Origin of the sequence: Pseudomonas sp. BP11-1-1, assembly GCF_052112105.1 — a bacterium.
GTDB lineage: Bacteria > Pseudomonadota > Gammaproteobacteria > Pseudomonadales > Pseudomonadaceae > Aquipseudomonas > Aquipseudomonas alvandae.
On record NZ_JAUTYU010000026.1, the window covers coordinates 37,730 to 63,141 of the forward strand.

Consider the following 25,412-nt stretch of genomic DNA (forward strand, 5'->3'; position numbering starts at 1 on the left):
GGACCCTGTGGGAGCGAGCTTGCTCGCGAAGACGTCAGGTCAGTCGACATCGATAGTGACTGATACACCGCCATCGCGAGCAAGCTCGCTCCCACAGGGGCTTGGTGTTGTCGCAGCTATTGTGGTCACACCGCTTCCAATGTGGGAGCGAGCTTGCTCGCGATAGGGCCAGCCGAGGCACTGCAAATCCCTACCGCAACCCATCCCGAAACTGCCCCGGCGTCATGCCCGTCCAGCGCTTGAACGCGCGGCTGAAGCTGCTGGTGTCGGCGAAGCCCAGCAGATAGCTGACCTCACTCAGCGAGCACTGCGGATCGCGCAGGTGTAGCAGCGCCAGATTCTCCCGGCATTCGTTGAGCAGCGCGTCGAAGCGGCAGCCTTCGTCGGCCAGGTGTCGCTGCAGGCTGCGCAGGCTCAGGTGCATGGCCTGGGCGATGCGTTCGGCGCTGGGTTCGCCTTCGGGCAACTGGGCTTCGATGGCGGCGCGGACCTTGCGCTCCCAGGTCAGTGGCTGGAGCTGGGCGAGGGTGCGCTTGAGCACGGTTTCGTTGTGTTCGGCCAGCTCCGGGTTCGCGTCGTCCAGGTGGCTGTCGAAATCCACGAGGCTGAATTCCAGGCAATCCTGGCCGGCATCGAAATGCACCGGTGCCCGAAACACCTTGTGCCATGGGCTGGGGTCCAGCGGTTCCGGCCGGCGCAGGTAGACCGCCAGCGGTGCGTAGTCGCGGCCCAGTCGGTTGCGGCAGGTGCGCACGTAGATCGCGGCAAACGCGTCGATGGCTTCGAAGGCGGGGGCGGGGCGTCCCGCCGGCACATCGAGACTGAAACGATAGCGGTCTTCGCCGCGGCTCAGTTGCAAGGCCAGCGCATCGCTGACCACCGGGTGATACCGCACGATCCGCTCGAACACCTCCCGCAGGCTGCCGCTGGCCACCAAGGCGTAGCCCAACGCATGGAACGTGGTGGGACTGACGAAGCGCGACACCCGCAGGCCGATCGCCGGGTCGCCGCTGGCCTGCACCGCCAACGTCCACAGGCGCGTGGTGGCCGAGAGCGGGTAGCGGGCGTTCGGGTCGTCCATCAACGCCGGGTCCAGGCCCGCTTCCACGCACAAGGCCTGGCTGTCCAGGCCCAGTGCATCGAGCTGCTTGCGCAGGGCGCGGGTCCAGCTGGCGAGGGAGGTGGGTTCGGTCATGACAATTGGCGCTTGCGGTCAACAGGTTGGCGTTTACGGCTACCACCCGATGGGACAACGCCCGGCAGGATGAGCACATCGTTAACAGAGGATGTAAGCCATGCACGGCACTTGCGCAAGCCCAGAGCGATTGAATGCACAACAGCGAGCCGCCCACATTCGCCAGGTTGTCCTGGCCCGGGGCGAGGAATTGCGCCGGCGCTATCCGATCCTGCGGCATCAGGATGCGTTGGGCGCGGGCATCCTGGCGTTCGCCCTGGCGGGGATGATCGGTTCGGCGCTGCTCTACATCAACGGCCATCTGGCCGGTTGGGCCTGCCTGCTGCTCAACGCGTTTTTCGCGTCCCTGACCCACGAGCTGGAACACGACCTGATCCATAGCATGTATTTCCGCAAGCAGCGCGTGCCCCACAATCTGATGATGGGCCTGGTGTGGCTGGCGCGCCCGAGCACCATCAATCCGTGGATCCGCCGCCATCTGCACCTCAACCACCACAAGGTGTCCGGCAGCGAAGCGGACATGGAGGAGCGGGCGATTACCAACGGCGAGCCTTGGGGATTGGCGCGTTTGCTGATGGTGGGTGACAACGTGATGTCAGCGTTCATCCGCCTGCTGCGAGCCAAGACTTGGGCACACAAGCGCAGCATCCTCAAGCGCACGCTGAAGGTGTACTTCCCGCTGGCGCTGTTGCACTGGGGCGCCTGGTACGTGTTCCTCGGTTTCCATGGGATCAACGCGGTGGCTGGGCTGTTGGGCACTTCCATTGATTGGTCAGCGAGCACCCTGGCGACGATGCACGTCATCGATATCGCCGCGGTGGTGATCATCGGCCCGAATGTGCTGCGCACCTTTTGCCTGCACTTCGTCAGCTCGAACATGCACTACTACGGCGACATCGAGCCGGGCAATGTCATCCAGCAGACTCAGGTGTTGAATCCTTGGTGGTTGTGGCCGTTGCAGGCGTTCTGCTTCAACTTCGGGAGCAGCCATGGCATTCATCATTTCGTGGTGAAGGAGCCGTTCTATATTCGCCAGATGACGGTGCCGGTGGCGCATGAGGTGATGCGCGAGATGGGCGTGCGGTTCAATGATTACGGCACGTTCGGGCGGGCGAATCGGTTTGTGCGGGAGGAGGGTGCGGTGGGGGAGAAGGTGAATGCGGCCCAGGTTTGAGACGCACCACCTCTGCATGGAGAACACACTTGTGGCGAGGGGATTTATCCCCGCTGGGCTGCGCAGCAGCCCCAAGGCCCGGCGCCGCGGTGTGTCAGGCCTGATTACATCCCTTTTTTGGGGCCGCTGCGCGGCCCAGCGGGGATAAATCCCCTCGCCACAGGGGGTATCTTTCAGGCCAGACAATTGCGTTTGGCCTGGAGGATGGTCAGAACTGATAACTCACAGTAGCCGCCACATTGCGCTCTTCACCCATGTAGCAGAAGTTCAGGCTGGCACACGAGGCGATGTAGGTTTCGTTGGTCAGGTTGTTGGCGTTCAAGCGTACATCTACGCCCTTCAAGCCGACCTTGCCCAGGTCATACCCCACCGATGCATCGAACAGCGTGTACGAAGGCACCTTCATGGTGTTCTCCGCGTCGACCCAGCTGTAGCCGACATAGCGCACGCCGCCGCCCAGTCGCAGGCCATCGAGCGTGCCACTGTCGAATTTGTAGTCGGCCCACACCGAGGCCATGTGGCGCGGGGCCTGGGTCGGTGAGTTGCCTTTGTTTTCGATGATGTTGGTGGGCGTGCTCAGGGTACTCACCATTGATTTCGAGTATTCGATGTCGGTGAAGGTGTAGCTGCCCAGCACCTTGAACTGTTCGGTCAATTGCACGTGCGCTTCCAGTTCCAGGCCTTGGGAGCGGACGGCGCCGACGGCGCGGTAGAAGTTGTCCTGGGGCAGCTTGGTCGCCAGGTTCTCCTGGTCGATGCGGAACAGCGAGGCGGTGTACAAATCATCCGTGCCCGGCGGCTGGTATTTCAGGCCCAGTTCCCATTGTTTGCCGTCGGTGGGCGGCAAAGGATTGCCGGCGCTGTCGGCATAGGAATTGGGGTTGAACGACTCCGAATAGCTGATGTACGGCGCCAGGCCGTTATCGAACAAATACAGCGCCCCGACGCGACCAGTGAGCTTGGTGCGCTTGTCGTTGATCTCGGTGCCTTCAGGGCGGCCGAATTCGGCGATGCGGTTTTCGTCCGAGGTCTCGACCCAGTCCTGGCGCAGGCCCAGGGAGAAGCGCCACTTGTCCATTTCGATCAGGTCTTGCAGGTAGACGCCGGTCTGCTCCAGGCGCCGCAGATAGCTGGTGTCAGAGCGATTACTGATCGCGGAATTGCCATAGACCGGGTCGAAGGCGTTGATCGGAGCGAGGGTGCCGCTGGTCCAATCGACCACGGTCTTGCGCCGCTGGTAGTCGGCGCCCATCAGCACCGTGTGCTTGGTCGCGCCGGTGAAGAATTCGGCCTGCAGCATGTTGTCGACGATGAATGAATGCAGCTTTTCGTTGGCGCCGGTGTAGTAACGGTTCAACTCGTTGCTGGTGGGGCTGGTCCAGCCGAAGGCATAGACCTGATTGTTGGTGACGTCGGAGTCCAGGTAGCGGAAGTTCTGCCGGGCGGTGAAGACGTCATTGAAACGGTGCTCGAATTGATAGCCGAACGACTGCTGGTCACGTTCGTACACGTCGACGCCGGGCTCGCCTTCGAAGAAGTGTTCCGAGATCCGCCGGCCATTGCGCTTGTGCAACGCGCCATCGGCCGGTACGCCGCCGTGGTAGCCGCCGTCGGGCTCGTGCTGCAGGTAGGCTTGCAGGGTCAGCGAGGTGTCCTCGGTGAAGTCGATGCTGACGGTGGGCGCCAGGGTGAAGCGCTTTTCCTTGTTGTGATCGAACTGGGTGTCGGATGTGTCCGCGAGGCCGATCAGGCGATAGGCGATGCGTTTTTCATCGTCCACCGGCCCGCTGAAGTCGAAGCCCACGCCGCGCTGGCCTTGGGTGCCGACGGTGGCCTGGACCTGATGGTAGGCCTCGTACAGCGGCTTTTTGCTGGTGAGCGCCACCAGGCCGCCCGGCGAGCTGCGGCCATACAGCACCGAGGACGGGCCTTTGAGGATGTCGACCCGTTCCAGGAAATACGGATCGACCTGCATGGAGCTGTAGGTGCCGCTGTCGCCCATGGACTTGAGGCCGTCGAGGTAGATGTTGTCCACCGAGCCGTCGTTGAAGCCGCGCATGGCCACGTAGTCGTAGCGATGCGTCGCGCCGTAGGGGTTGGTCAGCACGCCGGGGGTGTAGCGCATCGCCTGGGAAACGGTCTGCGCGCCCTGGTCGTCCATTTGCTCGCGGGTCACCACCGATACGCTTTGTGAGGTCTCGCGCAGGGCGGTACTGGTTTTGGTCGCGACCTGGCTGTGGGTGGCGTTGTAGCCGGCCATGCTGCCCAAGGCGTTGCCCAGGGCGAAACCCTTGACGTCTGTGGTCGGCAGCGCCAGCGCGCTGTCCGCGGCTTGGGCCTGCAAGACGTAGCCGCTGCCTTCCTGGCCGACCGCAACCAGCCCCGAGCCATTGAGCAACTGGTCCAGGGCCTGGTCCGCCGAATACTCGCCTTTGAGTCCTGGCGACTGGCGGCCGGCGGTTTGCTCGGGGGTGCTCGCCAAAGTAACCCCTGCCTGGCGCGCGAACTGGTTCAGCACCTCGCTCAATGGGCCCGCGGCGATGTTGTAGCTCTGGCGGCTGGCGGTGACGCCGTCCTGCGCGGCGATGGCCAGCGTCGGCACAGCGCTGACGCCCAGCGCCGTGCTCAGCAGCGCGGCACGGACGGCTTGGCGCAAGAGGCTGGTTTGCGGGGAACAGCCGAAGGAGGTCTTGAGGGTTAAGCGCTCAGTCATTATGGGTTTCCGTTGGAGTCGCTGAAGGCAGATAAGCGTTGCTTACTGTCCTAGCCGGACGCCTGCGCAAAACCCGCCAAAAAAAATCAGGCCGGACGTTCCACTGTCAGCCACCAGCGGGTTCGATAGCGCAGTTGCACGGGCAGCGTGCGCGGGAGCACGGCCAGCATCTTGTCGATGTCGTCCAGGCGGAAGACGCCGGACAAACGCAGGTCCGCCACCGAGGCGGCGCATTTCAGATAGCCCCGGCGATACCGACTGACCTCGTTGAGGAAGTCTTCCAGGCGCATGTTGCGCGTGACGATCAAGCCGTCCGCCCAAGCGCCTGCGTCCATGTCCAAGGGCGGTGCCAACGTCGCTGTCGATGAGCTGACGCGATAGCTTTGTCCTGCCTCCACATGGATCGGCGCGCCGTCACTGCCTTGGTGCGAGCGAATGGCGACCCGCCCGCTGGTGACGCTCAGGCGCGTGCAGTCGCTGTCCTGGCGCACGACGAAGCGCCCCTCCAGCCCTTCGAACAAACCCTCGCGGCTTTTCACCAACAGCGGGCGTCCGGGATCGCGGCCGCAAGTGACCATGATTTCGCCGCGCGCCAACGTGATCAGGCGTTGGCTCGCCGTGTAGTCGAGATCGGCGGCGCTGTGGGTGTTGAGTTCAAGCCGTGTGCCGTCCGGCAATTGAAAACCGCGTCGTTCGCCCGTGGCGGTAGCGAAGTCGGCATTCCATGGCTGCCAGCCCAAATCCTTGCCCAGCCACGCGGCGGCACCCACCACGGCGACGCCAGACAATAGTTTCAACGCCTGGCGCCGACCGAGGCGCTGGGCGCTGGTTTCCAGGGTGTCGAGGGCAATGTGGGCGCCGGGCACGGCTCGAAGGTTGGCCGTCAGCTCGCTGTGTAGCGACTGCACCCGTTGCCAAGCCAGTTCATGATCGTGGTGGGCGATGCGCCAAGCGTCGCACTGTTGGCGCAGGACCGGGTTGGCGGCATGGTTGCGCAGGCGCAGCAGCCAGTGGATCGCTTGCTTGACCACTTGTTGCGAAGGGCCGCGCACCCGCGAGGTTTGATCCATCGGCTCAATCTTCATAGCGCAGCACGTAGCAGTGATACAGCGCATCGGCGACATAACGTTCCACGGACCGCAACGAGATGCCCATTTGCTCGGCAATCTGCTTGTAGGTCATGCCTTCACACTGGGCCAGGAGGAACGCCCTGCGCACCTTGGGCTTGAGGCCTTCGAGCATGCGCGCGATGGCTTCCAGCAGTTCAAGGATCAATGCCTGGGCTTCAGCACCGGGGGTTTGTGCTTCTGGCAGGTGCGCGATGCTTTCGAGGTAGGCGCGTTCAATTTCCTCGCGGCGCCAATGGTCGATCACCAGGCCTTGGGCGACGGTGCGCAGAAAAGCGCGGGGCGCCTTGAGATCCAGGCGTTCGGTGCGTTGCAGCAGGCGTACGAAAGTGTCCTGGGCCAGGTCGGCCGCATCGGCGGCGTTGCCCAATCGGCTGCGCAACCATGTGTGGAGCCAGCCGTGGTGGCTGCAGTAGAGCGCCTGTACTGCTAACTGGGGAGAGGACATGAACGCGATGGCCTGATATCACAAATGATAATAGGTCGCATTGTCATAAGCGTTCATTAAATTTGCAACCACCGTTCGCCGTGGAATCCTTCCGATTCAGTGGTCATCTCGTCGGACAATTGTACAACCGGCTAATCTTTTCCAGGCGCTGGCCGACAGCAAGGTATGCGTGCACCAAAATGGAGCGGATCCAATCTCAGCTCTGCGGCTACATGGAATTGCCAACCGGAATGCACCCCCATCCCCTGCATAAGAAGTCCCATCCATGAATCTAAAGTTCAGCCACAAAATCCTCCTGGCCGCCTCTGGTGTGGTGGTTCTGGCTTTTGCCCTGTTCACGCTCTACAACGATTATTTGCAACGCAACACCATCGGCCGCAGCCTCGAGTCATCCATCGAGCAATCCGGTGACCTCACGGCCAGCAGCGTCCAGAACTGGATGAGTGGGCGGATACTGGTATTGGAAAACCTGGCGCAAAATATCGCGCATCAGGGGACGGGCGCCGATTTGCCGGGGCTGGTCGACCAGCCGGCGTTGACCTCGAACTTCCAGTTCACCTACGTGGGCCAGAACAACGGCGTGTTCACCCAGCGGCCTGACGCGAAGATGCCCGACGGTTATGACCCACGTCAGCGTCCCTGGTACAAACAGGCCGTTGCCGCCGATAAAACCATGCTGACCCCACCCTACGCGGCGGCCGTTGGCGGCCTGGTGGTGACCATTGCCCTGCCGGTCAAGCACAACGGCGAGCTGCTCGGTGTGGTCGGTGGTGACCTGAGCCTGGAAACCCTGGTGAAGATCATCAACTCCGTGGATTTCGGTGGCATCGGCCATGCGTTCCTGGTCAGCGGCGACGGTCAGGTGATCGTCAGCCCGGACAAAGACCAGGTGATGAAGAACCTCAAGGACATCTACCCCGGCACCCCGGTGCGCATCGGCAAAGGCATCCAGGAAGTCGAGCTGAACGGGCAGGACCGCATCCTTTCGTTCACCCCGGTGACCGGTTTGCCGGGCGCCGAGTGGTACATCGGCCTGTCGATCGACAAGAGCAAGGCCTACGCGCCGCTGAGCCAGTTCCGCACGTCGGCGCTGATCGCGATGTTCGTCGCGGTGGGCGCGATCGCGTTGCTGTTGAGCTTGTTGATCCAGGTGCTGATGCGTCCGCTGACCACCATGGGCCGTGCCATGCAGGACATCGCCCAGGGTGAAGGTGACCTGACCCGGCGCCTGGTCGTGCAGGGCAAGGACGAATTCGCGGTGTTGGGCGGCTCGTTCAACCAGTTCGTGGAACGTATTCACGCTTCGATCGCCGAAGTGTCTTCCGCCACGCGTCAGGTGCATGACCTGTCGCAACGGGTGATGACGTCTTCCAACGCCTCGCTCGTCGGTTCGGATGAGCAGAGCGCGCGCACTAACAGCGTGGCCGCCGCGATCAACCAGTTGGGCGCCGCCACCCAGGAAATCGCCCGCAACGCCGCCGATGCTTCGCAGCACGCCAGTGGCGCCAGCGAACAGGCGGACGACGGTCGCCAAGTAGTAGAGAAAACCATCCAGGCCATGACCGAGCTGTCGCAGAAGATCAGCCTGTCGTGCACCCAGATCGAAACGCTGAACGCGAGCACCGACAACATCGGGCACATCCTGGACGTGATCAAGGGCATCTCCCAGCAAACCAACCTGCTGGCCTTGAACGCCGCCATCGAGGCGGCCCGTGCCGGTGAAGCCGGACGTGGTTTCGCGGTGGTGGCCGATGAGGTGCGCAACCTGGCGCATCGCACCCAGGAGTCCGCCGAAGAAATTCACAAGATGATCACGTCGCTGCAAGTCGGCTCCCGTGAAGCCGTGACCACGATGAACGCCAGCCAGGCCTCCAGCGAGGAGAGCGTGGAAGTGGCGAACCAGGCCGGCCTGCGCCTGGTCAGCGTGACCCAGCGCATCGGCGAAATCGATGGCATGAACCAGTCCGTGGCTGCCGCAACCGAAGAACAGACTGCCGTGGTGGAAACCCTCAACATGGACGTCACGCATATCAACACGTTGAACCAGCAAAGCGTCGCCAACCTCAACGAAACCCTGAAGGATTGCGATGCCTTGTCACAGCAGGCCAATCGGTTGAAGCAGTTGGTGGACAGCTTCAAGATCTGATCCAGGGGAGCTACCGCCATCGTCGGATCGCCGCCCCGAGCAAGCTTGCTCCCACCGGGGATTGGCGGTGGCTCCAGATCTTTTCATCCACCGCAGAGCCCATGTGGGAGCGAGCCTGCTCGCGAAGACGGCAGCCCTGGCGACATTTATGCCAGCTGACCCACCGCTTTCGCGAGCGAGCTCGCTCCCACAGGGATTCGTGGTCAGGCGAACATCTTCACCACATTCCCCATCGCCTCATCGGCGAACCCTTGCAGGAAGTCTCGGAACCCCGACGGCGTATGGGCGTCGGTGTGGTCGGCGATGATGGTCCAGGTCGCGCGGCAGCGGTTATCTGCCAGGGGCTCCACGCGCATCGCCGCCCAGAGGTTGTCGATGCCCAGGGTGTTGTAGATCAGCGTCCAGGTCATGTGCATGGCCTGGTCGTCGCGGCTGTTGAGTTGTTCCACTACCAGGTTTTGCCCATCGACGAAGAATTTCTTGCGCAGGGATCGTACGCCTTCGCCGGTCATTTCGATGCGCTCAAGCGCGGGGATGAAACGGTTGAAACCGCCAAAATCACCCACTATGTCCCAGACTCGCGCCGCGTCGGCGGGCACTTCTACCGAGGTTTCGACATGGCAGGCCTGAGGGTTCTTGATCAGGGTGTCGGGTTGGAATGCACTCATGGTCTTGCTCCTTGCGTTGGGTTGGGTTGCTTCAGATGAAATCGATAGCCTTGAGATAGTCGGCACCACGGCGCAGCAGGGCCGGTGATTTTTCCGGGTAGCGCGCGCCCATTTGCCGTACGCCGGACCGGGCGTTGTCATGGCGGATCAGCGAGATGTCGCCAATGTCTTCCTCGAAGCCGTTGAGGTAGAAACCCAGTACGCCAAACAGCGCATTGTCGGTATCGACTCGCGCCAATTGCCGTTGCCAGTCAGCGATGCTCACCAGAGAGAATTCCCGGCCACTCTCGCGAAACGACGCGACGTAGGCGTCCCAGCTCAGCGGCTCGGGGTTGTGCAGGTTGAACACGGCCTGGTTGGGTTGGTAGCGGCTGGCGTGGAAGGCGATGAAACGGGCCAGGAAGTCCACCGGCATCAGGTCGAAATTGAGCGACAGATCCGGCACCTGGCCGAGCTGGATCGAGCCCTTGAGCATCAGCATCAAGCGGTTCTTGTGGGGCTGGCAGACCCCGGTCTGGCTGTTGAAGCTGATGTTGCCGGGACGGAACAGATTGACCCGCACGCCCAGGTCGCGGGCCCGTTGCAGGATTCGCTCGCCGACCCACTTGGACAGGTTGTAGCCGTTCTTGATGTAGATCGGCGGTGTCTCGGCCGCCGGTAGTTCCAGGACCTGGCCCTCGGCGTCCAAGGCGCTGGAGGCCGACAACGTCGAGACGAAGTTGAAGATCTTCTTGCTGCGCCCTTCGCACAGGCGCAGGCATTCGAAGATCGGTTCGACGTTGTCCCGCGCCAGGGACTCGTAGTCGAGCACATGATTGACGTGGGCGGCGTTGTGCACCAACGCGCCGAAAGTGCTGTCGAGGCGCAGGTAGATGTCGTCCGGCAAACCCAGTTGTGGTTGGGTGATGTCGGCGGCATAGACGCTGACCCGACCCAGGTCCAAATGCTCCAGGTGATTTTCCCGCAGGGCTTGGGCGAAGCGTTCGGCCGCGCTTTGCTCGGCGGATTCACGCACCAGGCACGCCACTTCCGTGGCTCCCCACGCCAGCAACGCCTCGACGATGTGCACACCGAGAAAGCTGTTGGCGCCGGTCACGATCACCTTGTGGACATCACCGCTCTGACTGATCGGCAGCGGATCGAGGTTGAGCTCGGCTTCGGCGTCGATGAACGCCTGGGGACTGAGGGTCGATGCCTCACTTTGCCCAGGGCTGTCGAGCAACTTCGCCAGGGTGATCAGCGTCGGCGCTTCGATGAAGCGATTGATCGACAGGCTGCGCCCGAATGTCTGGCGAATGCTCAACAGCAGTCGCGACAGCAGGATCGAATGTCCACCCAGGTTGAAGAAACTTTCGTCGGTGGCGATGTCCTCCACCGGCAGTTCCAGCAGCTCGGCCCATAGTTGCTGGAGCTGTGTTTCCAAAGCGTTTTGCGGTTGGCGTCCCTGACTGCCAGCCTGGACCGAGCCCGCCGTGGCAAGGAGCGCGCGGCGATCGACCTTGCCGTTGCTGGTGTAGGGCAGGCTGGGCAGTTCGACGTAGGCCGCCGGGTGCATGTAGTTGGGCAATGTGTTTTGCACATGGGCCCGCAAGGCCTGGAGCGCGGCGCCGGGCTGATCCTCCAGGGGCCCTGCCAGGAACGCCAGGATCCGCCGTCGCTCATCCACCCCCACTGCCACTTGGCGAAACAACTGACGGTCGCGCAGGCAATGTTCGATCTCTTCGGGCTCGACCCGAAAGCCGCGGATCTTCACTTGGTTATCGCGACGGCCGCAGAGCTCGATCCCGTTGTCGGTCCATTGGCCGATGTCACCGGTGCGATAGACCCGCAGCGTCTGCCCGGTGGGCAGCGTCAGGTCGAGATAACGGCTGGCGGTCAGCACCGGATCGTTCAGGTACCCCAGGCCGACACCAGGCCCGGCGATGTACAACTCACCGGGGGTACCGTCGGGGACCGGTTGCCGTTGTTCGTCGAGAATCAACACCTGCCCGTTGGCGATGGGCGTGCCCAGGTTGCGGTTGTTGTCGCCCACCGCAAATTGCCGGGTGGTCGCCAACACCGTGGTTTCCGTCGGGCCGTAGATGTTGTGGAACCGGCACTGCGGCGCCAGTCGCTCGATCACGTAAGGCTCGCAGACATCCCCGCCGGTAATCAGGTGCACCAGCCCCAAGGGCGCGTCCAGCGGCATGACACTCAACAGCGCAGGTGGAAGGAAGGCGTGGCTGACGCGCTGCTCACGAATCAACGCCACCAGTTGCTGCGGGTCGCGGCGCTGATCCTCGCTGGGCACGACCAACAGCGCGCCCTGGATGAAGGTCGGCAACATGTCCAGCAATGACGCGTCGAAGTTGATCGTGGAAAACTGCAACGCGCGACTGTCTCGTCGCAGCCCGACATGGTCGCTGTACCAGGCGCAGAAATGGCTGAGGTTGCGATGGCTGAGCAAGACGCCTTTGGGTTGGCCGGTGGTGCCGGAGGTGTAGATCGCCACGGCCGGTTCGTCGATGCTGACGATCCGGCGAATCGTCGAGGCAGGAATGGCCGGCCTCGACGATGGCAGTCGATGGACGTTCAGCGTGGGTATCGACAGTTCATCCAGATCGCTGTTGCCGTCGTGGACCAGCAGGTCCGCCCTGGCGTTTTCCAGAATGAAGCGCCGACGTTGCGCCGGGTGTTGCGGGTCCAGCGGCAGGTACACCGCCCCGCACCCCAGCACCGCGAGGATGGCTGCGTACAGCGGCGCCGATTTTGGCAGGCACACGCCGATCACCCGTGGGCGATCGGTTGCTTCCCCAAGGCTTTCCTGCATGGCCTGCTGAATTCGCAGCACCGAATCGCGCAAGGACTTGTAGTCGATGGATTGGTCCTCGATCCACAGCGCAGGTTGCGTCGCGTCATCGAGCATGCGCTGCTCGATGCTGTGCATCACCGGCACTTCGGCGGCGGCCAGCAGCCAGGGAACCGCCTGCTGATTGAGGCGGTGTACGAAGGCCAATGGTTCCAGCACGTCCAGACCGTGCGCGGGGCCGGCAGCGTCATCCCGTGTCGCCGGCCATTGGTCGAAGCAGTGCTCATCGCGCGACAACTGGCTGACCAGCTGTGCGGCATGCTCGACCACCGCCGCCATTGCACGCAAACGCAACGACTGACCGTTGCCGCAGTCCTGCGCATGAATGACGTCTTGAAGCAGAATCCGCTGCGCGCCGTCGCGAAAAACCACCACCGGTTGTGGCAGCGCGTGGCCGGGCAAGGCCTGGAGTACCACGCGCACCTGAAGGCGGAAACGGGCCCTGAGGGCGCATGGCACCGTACCGTCGTCGATCAACAGGTCGAACGTGCCGTCGCCGGCCGGCGCCTTCGCGACGCCATGGCCATGTTCCTCAAGTTCCCGGGCCAGTTCGGCCATGGCCTGGCTGTTGCCAGCCAGTGTAATTTCGAGGCGTCTCATTGGAAGGTCCTCATGGGGTCAAGTAATCGGCCAGGGCGTCGCGCACGCAGGGGGACGCGAGCATCGAGCTGCCACGGAAAAAACGGGTGATGTTGCCCACCAGCGGGTGAAAACGATTGATCGGATAAGCCAGCGCACTGGCGTCTTCGCGCAATGACTGGCGCACCGATTCGTCGACGGGCAAGTGGCTGATCAGCTCGAAATCGAAGGCCTGCTGCAGATCGCTCGCCAGGTAATCGGCGATGAACCCTGGCATCAACCGCGCAATCGCCTCGTGGTCTTCTTCGGGCGCGGTGCGCCAGTAGATCTGCACCAGCCGTGTCCAGAAACCGGAATGCCGGCCCTCGTCCAGCAGATGATCGGCCATCAACCCCTTGATCGAGGCCTTGACCGAATCGTCCCGGGCGAAGGCGGCCACTTCGTTGGTCACGGTGTTCTCGGCGATGGCGATGCAGATCAGTTCCACGGCGCTGAGCAAATGCTCCGGCGCCCGCGCCAGGGTGGCGGGAATCGCGCGGCTGAGTTCGATCTGCTGGGGCAGCGGGATCGGCGTGATGCCGGTCATGTCGATGGTTTGCTGCATGAAATCCATCGCCACCAAGGCGTGGTAATCCTCATCCACCACTACCGTCATCGCGTCGTAGCGACAGGCGAACGGAAACTCGATGCCGAAGCGATTCTTGGCGATACGCCGGGCGGTGTGGTCCACCAGCTCGGTCTCGAAAATCACCACGTCGTTGATGAATTTATAAAGGCTCTGTACCAGGACAAAATCACGCAACTGCGGGCAATGGCTCAGGAAGGTCTGGCTGTGCACCAGCGGCTGTCGGCTCATGGGGAAGATCAACTTGTCGTCGTCTTCGACCCGGCGCCGTGGCCGGGTGCGGATGGTGGCGCGGCTTTCCCAGGCGTCGGCGAAGGATTGATATTGGATGGCGTTCATGGCGTCACCTGCGCAACAGGCTGGGCCATGCTCTGGCGCAGGCCATCCCACAGCGCCGCACGGCTGTGGACGGCGGCAATGGCGGCCGCCAGGACTTCGCGCTCGCGTTGCGGGTCGCCGTCGATCAACCGCGCCAGCAGTTTTTCCGCCGCCGGGCCATGGTCTTCGGAGTCCACCTCGATGTGCCGTTGCAGGTAGTACCGAAACGTCGGCGCCTGGTCCAGGCCAATGCCCCAGGCGTCCAGCATGCGCTGGAACATCTGCGGGATGACGCTCTCGCGCCCATGCACGAACGCGGCGGCGACGCTGTGGGCCGGCGCGTGCAGGGCGGTGTGCAGGGTCTGGCGGACGAACCGCGCGGCGGCTGGCTCGACTTCGACGCTGTCCAGCGCCGTGTCGGGGCTGACACCCTCTTGCTGCAGCGCAATGAATCGTTCGATCGCCCGGGTGTCCGCGCCGACCTCGCGCATGGCGTCCAGGTACAGCTCGAAATGGCTGCAATAGCCCGCGCCGGGGCGGTCGTCGGACTCTTCGCCCAAGACAATCTCGTTGATCAGTCGCGCAGCGTGCGGGTCGGCCGGGGGCAGCCACGGCAGATGTACGCAGGTCAGTTCCCGTTGCAGGCGCTTGGTCAGGGACATGAAGTCCCAAACGGCGAAGACATGACTTTCCATAAAGCGGCGCAACAGGTCGATTGATGTTATTTCGGAAAAAACCGGGTGTTGGCCAAGTTCGTGTTTTTTCAGAGATAGTTGTTCTTTGGTTGGCTGCATTGGAACGTCCTCATCAATGATGTTTGTCCGGAAGTTGCTCGCTTTCTTTTCAAGAGGCGAGCAAGTGCTTGAACCGGAGTCCATGGGTTGTTAGTACTTATGGTTATTGCGCGATTCGGGTCGCTGCGCCTGTGCTAGAGGCGTTTTGTCAGGGTTGTAATGGTCGATACCAATTCGACGAGTTAAAAATTAGTACAAGACTTAAAGGCCATGCAAGTTATTTCTCAGTTATTTAAAGTTGCTGTTTTATTGGGCGCGAAGAGGCTGGTTAAAACTTTTGTTTTAAGTTTTATTGAGGCGAAGTTGCTCCTTCCGATTTATAACTATCAGAATCGAATGTTTCGAGTGAATGCCTCACTCGGAGCACTTCAGGGATCGGGAAAGTAAGAAGTAAGTGTTTTAAGGGCGGGGTGCCGGTCGGACTACCGGCCCTTCCGCCAGTTGGGCGACGCTCCTTGCGTAATGGCTTCGATTCGCCTGGCTACCACCGGGCGCTGACTTCTTCAGGTCTATTTTTGAATCGACAAGCGCAAGAGTGAGCCCAAATCGACAGCAGTTCCATCGGACTGATGCCACGACGGGACGCAATCGCGGCCGGGCCGTGGTGGCTAGGCAACCCAGGTGTGGGAAGGATGTGTAAGAAAATACTGCGCCGGCCAGATGGCCGGCGCTGGGGGGCGACTCGATTAACGTTCCAGGTGCCGACGCATAGTGACGGAGGCTTTCTCCAGATGGGTTTCGAGCAGAAGAACCGCTTGATCGATATCTTTGGCTTTCGCGGCGTCGAGCATCGCGCGATGGTCATCCTGGGTCAGCTTGCCCAGGCCCATGGACGATAGGTGAAAACGCAGGAAGCGTTCTTCTTCGTTGAGTTCACGCTCGATGAGGTCCAGCAGCTTGGCGTTGGGCGCCTTGTGGTAAAGCGACATGTGGAACAAGCGGTTGAGCCTGGCGATCTCGGCGTAATTGGTCTGCCCTTCGAGCTGTTCGATGTATTGGGCGGCCATGGCCAAGTCGTTGTCGTCGAGCAGCGGGATGGACAGGCGCAGGGCGAAGCCTTCCAGGACCGAACGCAGGGCATAGGTCTCGACCGCATTGCTGGTGATCAACGGCGCCACAACGGCACCCTTGTGCTGGACCACCGTGAGCAACGATTGCGCCTCGAGCTGACGCAACGCCTCGCGCACCGGCATGCGGCTGACGCCGAACAGATCCGCCAGTTCCTGCTGGCGCACAGCGGTGCCACTGGGCAAGCGTCCGTCGAGAATGGCCTCGCGCAGGGAGCTTTCGATGATCGAGCGCGCCTGGGCTGCGGGAATGGGGCCGTTGACCTGGATAGTGCTTAACGGTTTGGGCTTCTGTGTCACGACAACACCTGACTGGTAGTAACGAAATTGGATCCAAGCCAACATTAGTTACAGATTGCCAAGCCGTCAAAGTCTCGCGGCGCCGGTTCCTGAACTAGAGTTTAGTCTGCTTGCGGTGATTGCAACCTGCCATTGTCTTTTGCCGGGCCAGGCTTCACCATCCAACGAATTTTCCAACCGCCCTTTCGGACGTATTTCCCTTGGCTGCACCTTTCCCAGTCCTCAGGTTCTTGCGCTGGCTGTGCTCGGCATTGCTGCTGGCGGGCCTGATGCTGGGTGGCCTGCACGCCGACTGGGACTTTGCGCAGATCAGCCGGCGGGCGCAAGCATTATATGGACCGTTGGGGGAAGGGCAGCAGCGGATCGATGCATGGCAGGAATTGTTGGCGACGCAGAAGCAGATTCCGGAATTGGAACAGCTCAAGGTGGTGAACCTGTTTTTCAACAAGAAGGTGCGCTACGTGGAAGACATCGACCTGTGGCGGGAGGTCGATTACTGGGAAACCCCGATCCAGGCGCTGTGGAAGGGCGCAGGCGATTGTGAGGACTACGCGATTGCCAAGTACTTCAGCCTGCGTCACCTCGGCGTTTCCAGTGACAAGCTGCGCATCACCTACGTCAAGGCCCTGCGGCAGAACCGTGCGCACATGGTGCTCACCTACTACGCCACCCCTGATGCGATGCCGCTGGTACTCGACAGCCTGATCGACGGCATCCTGCCGGCCAGCCAGCGAACCGACTTGCTCCCGGTCTACTCCTTCAACGCCGAGGGACTGTGGCTGCCGGGCACCAAGGGCAACAAGAAAGTGAGTGATACCAAGCGCCTGTCGCGGTGGCAGGATGTGTTGAAGAAAATGCAGGCCGAAGGTTTTCCGGTCGAGACGACTAACTAGGAGCGCGCGCTCAGATGTCCTTGTTCAAACAGCTGTTGATCGCTATTTGTCTGTTCCTGGTGGTTGCCTTCAGCGGCAGCTTCATGGTCAGCCTGGAGAGCTCGCGGGCCCAGTACGTCAATCAACTGCGCTCCCACGCCCAGGACGCAGCCACGGCGCTGGCACTGTCCTTGACGCCGAACATCGACGACCCGGCGATGGTCGAGTTGATGGTCAGCTCGATCTTCGACAGCGGCTACTACGCAAGCATCCGCGTGGTCGATGTGGCCACCGACAAGACCCTGGTCGAGCGCACCGGTACCCCTGACGCCGGCAGCGTTCCTCAGTGGTTCATCAAGCTCATTGGCCTGGAGCCGGCCGGCGGCGACGCGATTGTCAGCCGCGGTTGGGAGCAGGCGGCGCGGGTCGAAGTGGTCAGCCATCCGATGTTCGCCCTCGCCAAGCTGTGGCAGAGCGCCCTGGGCAGCCTGGGCTGGCTATTGCTGTGCGGCGCCGTGAGCGCGGTGTTGGGAGCCTTGCTGCTGCGTCGCCAGCTCAAGCCGCTGGACTACATGGTGCATCAGTCCCACGCCATCGCCCGGCGCGAATTCCTGAGCCTGCCGGAGCTGCCACGTACGCCTGAACTGCGCCGGGTGGTGCAGGCGATGAACCAGATGGTCGAGAAGCTCAAGGCACTGTTCCAGGAGCAGGCCGAGCGCAGCGAGAAGCTGCGGATCGAGTCGTACCAGGACAACCTCACCGGATTGGCCAACCGGCGCTATTTCGAGATGCAGTTGCATGCACGGGTGAGCAATCCCGAGCAGGCCAGTTCCGGTTATCTGCTGTTGTTGCGGGTCAAGGACCTCGCCGGTCTGAACCAGCGGCTGGGCGGGCAGCGCACTGACCAGTTGCTCAAGGCCGTGGGTGAGCAATTATTGCGTGAGTGCGCTCGGTACCCGGAAACCCATAACCTGGTGACGCGCATTCGCGGTGGTGAGTTCGCCGTGCTGGCGCCCGGACTGGTCCGTGAGGAGGCGCTGCAACTGGCGCAAAACCTCGAAGCGGCGTTGGCGAGCCTGCATGCCACCGGCGCGACGGACATGGCGACGGTGGCCTCCATCGGGCTGGCGCCGTTCGTCCATGGCGACTCGCCGCAAGCGGTGCTCCAGCTCGGCGACCAGGCGTTGGCCCAGGCCGAAAGCCAGGGCGAACCGAGCTGGGCCTGCCTGGATCACAGCGCATCGGCCAGCGTCGGCGATGATCACCATGCCTGGCACAACCTACTTGACCAGGCCCTGGACAATCAACGTTTCGAGCTGTACTTCCAACCCGTGGTGGCCGCCCAGGACACCCAGGTGGTGCTGCATTACAAGGTGCTTTCGCGGCTGCTGGACGAGCAGGGCCAGACAATCCCTGCCGGGCGTTTCCTGCCTTGGCTGGAGCGCTTTGGCTGGACCGCGCGACTGGATCGCCTGATGCTCGAACAGGTCCTCAAGCAGATGGCCGGGCACGAACAGTCCTTGGCGTTGAACCTGTCTTCCGCCACGCTGGCCGATCCGCAGGCGCTGGCCAAGGTTTTTGAAATACTGCGGTCCCACTCCAACCTTGGGTCGCGCCTGACGCTGGAGATTGGTGAAGAGCAACTGCCCGAGCAAGCGGTGCTGGAGCAATTGACCCGGCAGTTGCGCGAGCTTGGTTTCTCCCTGAGCCTGCAGCGCTTTGGTGGGCGGTTCAGCATGATCGGCAACTTGTCGCGGCTGGGGTTGGCCTATCTGAAGATCGATGGCAGTTACATTCGCGCGATTGATCAGGAAAGCGACAAGCGTCTGTTCATTGAAGCTATCCAGCGTGCCGCCCATAGTATTGATCTGCCGTTGATTGCTGAGCGGGTGGAGACGGAGGGGGAGTTGGCGGTGATTCGGGAGATGGGGTTGTTTGGGGTGCAGGGGCAGTTGGTGGGTGAGCCTCGGCGTTGGGGGTGAGGCGGCTTATACGCTGCTGATCGGGTACATATCCGTTGCTGCGGTAACGGCGGCTTAGGGTTCCGCCCTTACGGCGGGTCACTTTTTTCAGACGCCAAAAAAGTGACCCGCTGTAAGGGCGGAACCGCCAGCAGCCGTTACCGCAGAAATGGATCCACCCCCTAAAAGCCAGGTCCTAGGAGATTTCCTTCAAGTTCTGGCGAAGTTGGTGAACTTGTCCGGCGTCCGTCTGATGGCTAGTCTGGGTTTGTCACCGAAAAAAACGGTGACACTGGCGTGCAAGCCGGTTAAAAGACGACGCACAAGCGCTTTATGGCGGTTGTGCGTGGGAGATTTCTTCGCGAGGAGAGGTCTGCCGGGGTTCCGTCTGCCCGGTCTTGCACACCTACGTACAACTGCCACCTCATTTGCGTGCAAGCGAAGGGTGTCGGTTCCACTTCTACAGATGGAGATTCACGACATGTTCAAAGCAACTCCAAATCCGCCAGAAAACCCTGGCAACACTTCCAGCAAATCCTCGAAATCCAAAAAACTCGACGAAGCCGCCGAACGCGTCCTCGACTACTACCTCAACCCCAAACCCGCCGATCAATCCTCAAACAAATCCCAAGGGCCCCAACTCTTCATGGTCGCCCCGGACATCGACACCGAAACCCTACTGGCCAACGCCTCCGAAGACCTGCTGTCCATCAGCGCCATCGCCGCCAACCTGGCAGATGACGTCGACGGCTCGCGCCGCAGCGTGATCCTGGCGATCAGCCGCATGGCGGATGGGGTGCATTTGCTGGTGGAACGGGCGATGGATCGGCTTGAGGTTCAAGCCACAATCTGAAAGACCTGTGGTGAATTGAAGACCGCTTTCGCGAGCAAGCTCGCTCCCACACTGATCTGTGTTGAACCGAAATATCGAAATCAACACAAAATGAACTGTGGGAGCGAGCCTGCTCGCGAAGGCGTCAGCCCAGACAATTCCAAACCCGTGGCGAGGGGATTTATCCCCGTTGGGCTGCGTAGCAGCCCCAGATACCTAAAGGTGAACTGCCTGACACACCGAGGCGGCTGGGTTTTAGGGCCGCTGCGCAGCCCAGCGGGGATAAATCCCCTCGCCACAGGTGTTGTGTGCTGCCTGAAATGACGTGGGAGCCTAGATCAACCCCTTCTCATCATCATCGATCAACCGGCTCAGCCCGCCCAGCGCTTCACGGGCCTGGTTGCGGTCCATCAGCTTGGCCTGGGCCGCGGGTGGCAGGTCGGTGACGCGAATGACGCCTTTGCTGGTCAGCACCTGGATCAAGTCATCGAGTACCCGGATCATCTCCAAGTCGCTTTGCTTGAGCTGCTTGAGGCTGTTTTCTACTGCCTGGTTGGCGAACCAGTCCTGGATTTCATGGTTGTCGGCCGGCAAGGTCTCGGTGGCCTCGGCGTAAGCGGTGGCTTCGACGCGCACCAGCAGGCCTTGTGCATCACGTTGCACATAAAACATCGGGCATCCCTCATGTATGAAGCGGCGTCATGCTGGGCAGCATAGGCCAACCAGGGGGCGTTTGAACACTTATCCGTGGCGAGGGAGCTTGCTCCCGCTGGGCTGCTCGGCAGCCCTAAAAACAGGGCCGCTTCGCGCCCCAGCGGGAGCAAGCTCCCTCGCCACGGGGTCCGTGTCAGCGTCAGCTGTTGTTGTGATCGATCTTGATGGTCGGATCACTGCCGGCGATGAGGGAGTTCAGGTTGATGTTCGACCAGTTGTTGCCTTCGAGCTTGATCGTCACGTCCGGCGCGGCTGCGCTGTTGGCCGTGTTGAACTGGCCGGTGGTGCTGACTTGCAAGGAGGAAACGCCATCGACCGTGGTGATTTTCAGGAAGTGGTCGATGGTACTGCCGGTTTCGCCCTGCAGCAGGTCCCGCAGATCGATCCGATCACCGTCGCCGGCCTTGAAGTCCTTGATCACGTCAGTACCGGTGTCGCCGGATTTCCAGAAGAAGGTGTCGCCGCCCAGGCCACCGATCAGGGTGTCGTTGCCCTTGCCGCCGATCAGGGTATCGGCACCGCTGCCACCGAGCAGGATGTCATTGCCCTTGCCACCGTCCAGCAGGTCGTTGCCGCCCTGGCCGAACAGGATGTCGTTACCGGCGCCGCCCAGCAGGGTGTCGTTGCCATCATGCGCGCCAGACACATCGAACGCGGTGTAGTGCTCGGTGATGTACTGGTGCACGTTGCTGGTGGTGATCTTGCTGACGTCGACGCCGCTTTGCTGGGCCACGAACGACTGGATCGCCTGGTAACCCTCGCCGGTGATGCCGTTGAAGCTCACCAGATCGCCGAAGAGGATGTCATTGCCGTCGCCGCCATTGACCGTGTCGGCACCTGGCAACGTCGCTTCGGTGTGGCCGATGATCGAGTTGGCCAGGTCCTTGGGGTCGATGTTGGTTTGCGGCTTGCCATCGGAGTCGTACGGCTTGAGGTCGTCAAGGGTCACGCCGTTGTTCAGGCCGATGGCTTCAACGTTGCTCAAGCCTTTGAGCAGGGTGAAGCTGGCCGTTGAGCCGGCTGCTGCCGAGGCGTCGCTCCACCCGCCGCCGTCCACGTTGGAGAACTCGAACGTACCGTTGCCCTCGGCATGCACCGTGCCGACGTAGTCTTTATTCCAATTCTTGCCGTTCTTGATCGACAGGAACATGTCCCCATTTTCTTCGATGGTGAATTTGTGTGTGCTGTCGATCGTCTGGGTGTAGTACTTGCCAACGGTGTAGTTGGCCGCGCTCAGGACGTCGTCGAGCTTGACGGTGCCGTACAACACTGGGTTCGTCTCTTCGCCGGACTGGTAGCGCGTTGGCTCACCGTCGGTGATGAAGTACGTCAGGTTCTTCGCACCGGTATTGCTCAGGGCCTGGGTGCTGTTGAAGAAGTTTGCGGTGGTCTTGAACACGTCTTCATAGTTGGTATTGCCGCCGGACACCATCGAGTCGAGCACGTTCTTGAGCAGTGTCAGCGCGTTCGGATCGTTGAGGTTGACCGCAACGTTCTTGTTGACCTGGTTATCGAAGTCCGCCAGGAAGATGTTCACCGTCCCGGAGTTGCTGCCCAGGCTCTGCTTGAGGGTGTTGAACACTTGGGTCAACGAGTTCTTCGCGGCGGTGACGGACGAGTCGCTCATGCTGCCGGAGCTGTCGACCATGAAGGCGATGTTGTAGTTGACGCCCGGCACCACGGTCAGTCCGCCGATGTCGGCGACCACGATGTCGTTGCCGTCGGTACCGGTGACATTGTCGCTGCCGGAGGTAGCGGTGGCGGCGTTATAGGTCGCCGGGTAAACGGTGACCGGGATCTGCGCGGTCGTCACTGCCGATCCGCCGAGGGATTCGGTGGAGGTCGACGTTACCGTCAGGTTGATCTGGCCGTTGTAGTAGGTCGGTGGCGTCAGGTTCAGACTGCCCAGGTTCCAGCCAGTCACGGAGGCCTCGCCGTTGGCACCGACGATCGCGGTGTGGCCGGCGCCGTCGCTCAGCACGCTGCCTTCCGGCATGCCGCCGATTTTCACGCTCAGGCTTTCGGAGCCGTCGGTGTCGGTCAGGGCGGTGGTGATCTTCGACAGGTTCACGCTGCCGCCTTCGCCACCTTCGTTGAGCTTGAAGCCGTCGTAGTAGCCTTCGCCGTTGGTACCGTGCAGGTCGGAAACGCTGACCCCGGCGTTCGTCAGGTCGGTGACGCCGGTGTAGAGCGGTACGCCGGCACTGCTCAGGTCTACCGGCGTGCTGCCGTTGATCGACAGGTTCACGTCATAGCTGCCCGGGCCGGTCTGGTTGTGGTGGTAGATGTCCAGGGTGTAGTAGCCGCTGCTGGTCGGGGTGAACGAACCATTGAGCTGGCCACCCGCGCCCCAGGTGATACCCGCCACGTCCTTGCCGCCGACAGTCACCAACAGGCTGTCATCGCCCGTGCCACTGAAGGTATAGGTCTTGCCAGCTTCCAGGAAAATCAGCCCAGAAGTCTTCGACGCGGTGCCCGGATTGACGTTGCTGTCGTTCTGGACGTTGGTCACGTTGGTGCTGCTGTTCGGCGTGCCGGCGGCATCGATCACCGACTTGAGCGTGCCGGACGGCGCGCCGCTGCCATCGGTGCCCAGGCCCGACAGGCCGGTCCAGACTTCCTTGATCAAGCCAGTGGAGGTCACGTTGTTGCCGGCCACGTTGAGGGTCGGTGCGTCGGCAGTCGGCGTGATGTCGATCTTCACGGTGCCGGTGTTGCCCAGCGCCTGGCCGTCGGTAGGCTGGAACTTGATCTGCGTGTAGTCAGCCTGTTGGTTGCCCACGCCGCTGCCACCGTAGCCATTGGTCCCGGATTCATTGGCATCTGGCGTGAAGCGCAGCTTGCCGGCATCGATATCGGCCTTGGTGAAGGTCTGGTTGTTGGCCACGTCCTTCCAGGTCGCACCGTCCAGGTACTGCAGCTTGCCATCGCCAGGCAGCCCGGTGATTTTCACGCCCTGGCTGGCGGCGGAGCTGTCCACGTCGCTGACGCCGAAGGTCGACCAGCCAAGCACCAGCGAAGTGTCTTCGGTACCGGTCACCGAACCGCCCGTGGCGACCGGTGCATCGTTGACGCCGACCACGTTCACGGTGGTGGTGGCGGTGTTGGAGTAGCTTGCGCCGTCAGTCACCGTCACGGTGATCACGCGCGGTACGCTGCTCGGGTCTTCGCTGTTGTTGATGAAGCTGATGTTCTTGATCTGCTGCATGTAGTCGGCCAGCGTCGCATTGCCCGTCAGCGTCAGGACGACTTTGCCGTCGGTGCTGTTGGCGTTGATGCTGATGCCGTTGACGCTGTTGCCCAGGTTCAGATGATCGCCAGGCTGACGGTTGGTCAGCACGATGGTGGCGCCGGTCAGCATCGTGCTGTCCGGGTCGGTGATCTTCAGGTCGGTGTCGGCGATGGACACGCCCGGGCCGGAAGTGCCTTCGGTGAAGGTCACCTGGTAGTCGGCGCCGGTCTTGCCGCTGGAATCGTTGGCATCCAGGTCAAGCGCAGGCGGCGTGTCGTTGTCGATGATCGACGTACTGACGCTGCCGTTGGTCCCACTGACCGCCAGGTGCTCGAAATTGCCGCCAGTGGCCGAGTCGATCTTGACCACGAAGTTTTCAGTGCCTTCGGTGATCTTGTCGTCCAGGGTGGCCACGTTGAAGTTGGCGCTGGTGGCGTTGGCCGGAATCTTCACGGTGTAGACGCCGGTAAAGTCCGAGCCGTCGGCGGCGGTACCGCTGTAGACGATCTTCACCGTCACTTCGGTTTGCGCCGGGTTCGTCAGGCTGACGGTGTACGTGGCGGCCTGGCCTTCGGTGACGGAGGTGCTGCCGCTGATGCTGACGGTGGTGTTGTCGACAGTGTCGCCCACGGCCGTCGACGCGCCGGCGCTATTGACGCCGATGGCTTCGAGATTGCCTCCGGAGGCCGATTTGATCGACTCGGTGATGGACGGCGCACCGGTGTAGACATCGTTGCCGACATGCACATCGAGCGCACCCGAGCTTGCACCGGCGGCGATGGTGATGGTCTTGCCGCTTTCCAAGGTCACGGTCACAGGACCGTTCTGAGCGGTGACGGGTTTGCCGTCGGCGCCGGTCAGGGTGGCGGTGTAGGTGATGGTGCCGTTTTCGTTCACGTTCGGCGTGGCGGTCAGCGTCACGGTGGTGGTGTCGTTGACGTCGCTGACGACGGTGCTGACTGGAGCAGTGTTTGGAGCAATGGCTTCGAGATTACCGCCGGATGCATCTTTGATCGATTCGGTGACAGTCGTTGGACCTTGGTACACGTCGTTGTCGACAGGCACATTGAGCTCGCCCGAGCTTGCACCCGCAGCGATGGTGATGGTTTTGCCGCTGTCCAGGGTCACGGTCACCGGACCGTTCTGAGCAGTGACAGGTTTGCCGTCGGCACCGGTCAGAGTGGCGGTATAAGTGATGGTGCCGTTTTCGTTCACGGTTGGCGTAGCGGTCAATGTCACCGTGGTGGTGTCGTTGACGTCGCTAACCACGGTGCTGACTGGAGCAGTGTTTGGAGCAATGGCTTCGAGATTACCGCCGGATGCATCTTTGATCGATTCGGTGACAGTCGTTGGACCTTGGTACACGTCGTTGCCGACAGGCACATCGAGCGCACCCGAGCTTGCGCCCGCAGCGATGGTGATGGTCTTGCCGCTGTCCAACGTTACGGTCACTGGACCGTTTTGCGCGGTGACCGGTTTTCCGTCGGCACCGGTCAGGGTCGCGGTGTAGGTGATCGTGCCGTTTTCATTCACGGTTGGCGTCGCGGTCAGCGTCACGGTGGTGGTGTCATCGACATCGCTAACGATGGTGCTGACAGGCGCGGTGTTCGGCGCGATGGCTTCGAGGTTGCCGCCCGATGCCGAGGCAATCGACTCGGTCACAGTGGTTGGGCCTTGGTACACGTCGTTGCCGACAGGCACATCGAGCGCACCCGAGCTTGCGCCCGCAGCGATGGTGATGGTCTTGCCGCTGTCCAACGTTACGGTCACTGGACCGTTTTGCGCGGTGACCGGTTTTC

15 protein-coding genes and 1 pseudogene are annotated in these 25,412 nt (G+C 61.8%); 5 read left to right on the forward strand and 11 right to left on the reverse strand.

Going from position 1 to position 25,412, the window contains the following annotated elements:
* Positions 1-190 precede the first annotated feature (190 nt).
* Complete coding sequence (locus Q7C33_RS27110) at positions 191-1,195, reverse strand: AraC family transcriptional regulator (RefSeq protein WP_030138487.1); 1,005 nt, start codon at positions 1,193-1,195, stop codon at positions 191-193.
* A gap of 100 nt (positions 1,196-1,295) precedes the next feature.
* Between Q7C33_RS27110 and Q7C33_RS27115 the strand changes: the two genes are divergently transcribed.
* Complete coding sequence (locus tag Q7C33_RS27115) at positions 1,296-2,369, forward strand: fatty acid desaturase (RefSeq protein ID WP_407684451.1); 1,074 nt, start codon at positions 1,296-1,298, stop codon at positions 2,367-2,369.
* 208 nt (positions 2,370-2,577) lie between these two features.
* Here the strand turns inward: Q7C33_RS27115 and Q7C33_RS27120 are convergent, their stop codons facing one another.
* From Q7C33_RS27120 to Q7C33_RS27130, 3 genes are all read right to left on the reverse strand, one after another.
* Positions 2,578-5,082 (reverse strand): TonB-dependent siderophore receptor, encoded by a 2,505-nt coding sequence (locus Q7C33_RS27120; protein WP_407684452.1) that lies wholly within the window; start codon positions 5,080-5,082, stop codon positions 2,578-2,580.
* 86 nt (positions 5,083-5,168) lie between these two features.
* Complete coding sequence (locus tag Q7C33_RS27125) at positions 5,169-6,152, reverse strand: FecR domain-containing protein (RefSeq protein ID WP_407684453.1); 984 nt, start codon at positions 6,150-6,152, stop codon at positions 5,169-5,171.
* A gap of 4 nt (positions 6,153-6,156) precedes the next feature.
* Positions 6,157-6,657: a sigma-70 family RNA polymerase sigma factor gene (locus Q7C33_RS27130; protein ID WP_407684454.1), complete on the reverse strand. Its 501-nt coding sequence runs from the start codon at positions 6,655-6,657 to the stop codon at positions 6,157-6,159.
* Between the two features lie 265 nt (positions 6,658-6,922).
* Here Q7C33_RS27130 and Q7C33_RS27135 point away from each other — a divergent pair, with 265 nt between their 5' ends.
* A complete protein-coding gene (locus tag Q7C33_RS27135; RefSeq protein ID WP_407684455.1) occupies positions 6,923-8,803 on the forward strand; it encodes a methyl-accepting chemotaxis protein in 1,881 nt (626 codons plus the stop codon).
* Between the two features lie 203 nt (positions 8,804-9,006).
* On the opposite strand, the gene Q7C33_RS27140 is transcribed toward Q7C33_RS27135, so the two are convergent.
* The 5 genes from Q7C33_RS27140 to Q7C33_RS27160 all read right to left on the reverse strand — a co-directional run bounded on the left by Q7C33_RS27140 (position 9,007) and on the right by Q7C33_RS27160 (position 16,002).
* The gene (locus Q7C33_RS27140; protein WP_407684456.1) at positions 9,007-9,471 is read right to left on the reverse strand and encodes an SRPBCC family protein; all 465 of its coding nucleotides are present in this window, start codon (positions 9,469-9,471) and stop codon (positions 9,007-9,009) included.
* Between the two features lie 31 nt (positions 9,472-9,502).
* Positions 9,503-12,919 (reverse strand): amino acid adenylation domain-containing protein, encoded by a 3,417-nt coding sequence (locus Q7C33_RS27145; protein ID WP_407684457.1) that lies wholly within the window; start codon positions 12,917-12,919, stop codon positions 9,503-9,505.
* Between the two features lie 10 nt (positions 12,920-12,929).
* A complete protein-coding gene (locus Q7C33_RS27150) occupies positions 12,930-13,862 on the reverse strand; it encodes a diiron oxygenase (protein WP_407684458.1) in 933 nt (310 codons plus the stop codon).
* A complete protein-coding gene (locus tag Q7C33_RS27155) occupies positions 13,859-14,635 on the reverse strand; it encodes a DUF3050 domain-containing protein (protein ID WP_407684459.1) in 777 nt (258 codons plus the stop codon). Before Q7C33_RS27155 ends, Q7C33_RS27150 begins: the two co-directional genes overlap by 4 nt.
* A gap of 686 nt (positions 14,636-15,321) precedes the next feature.
* Complete coding sequence (locus tag Q7C33_RS27160; RefSeq protein WP_217860908.1) at positions 15,322-16,002, reverse strand: GntR family transcriptional regulator; 681 nt, start codon at positions 16,000-16,002, stop codon at positions 15,322-15,324.
* A gap of 269 nt (positions 16,003-16,271) precedes the next feature.
* On the opposite strand from Q7C33_RS27160, the gene lapG reads away from it, so the two are divergent.
* From lapG to Q7C33_RS27175, 3 genes are all read left to right on the forward strand, one after another.
* The gene (gene lapG, locus Q7C33_RS27165; RefSeq protein ID WP_407684463.1) at positions 16,272-16,895 is read left to right on the forward strand and encodes a cysteine protease LapG; all 624 of its coding nucleotides are present in this window, start codon (positions 16,272-16,274) and stop codon (positions 16,893-16,895) included.
* Positions 16,896-16,909: 14 nt separating this feature from the next.
* Entirely contained in the window at positions 16,910-18,856 is a 1,947-nt protein-coding gene (gene lapD, locus Q7C33_RS27170) for a cyclic di-GMP receptor LapD (RefSeq protein ID WP_407684460.1), read from the forward strand.
* A gap of 460 nt (positions 18,857-19,316) precedes the next feature.
* Entirely contained in the window at positions 19,317-19,688 is a 372-nt protein-coding gene (locus Q7C33_RS27175; RefSeq protein ID WP_407684461.1) for a DUF6124 family protein, read from the forward strand.
* 312 nt (positions 19,689-20,000) lie between these two features.
* Here Q7C33_RS27175 and Q7C33_RS27180 read toward each other — a convergent pair whose 3' ends face one another.
* Positions 20,001-20,339 (reverse strand): hypothetical protein, encoded by a 339-nt coding sequence (locus Q7C33_RS27180; RefSeq protein ID WP_014335964.1) that lies wholly within the window; start codon positions 20,337-20,339, stop codon positions 20,001-20,003.
* A gap of 181 nt (positions 20,340-20,520) precedes the next feature.
* Positions 20,521-25,412, reverse strand: a pseudogene (locus tag Q7C33_RS27185) (LapA family giant adhesin); the annotation flags it as partial.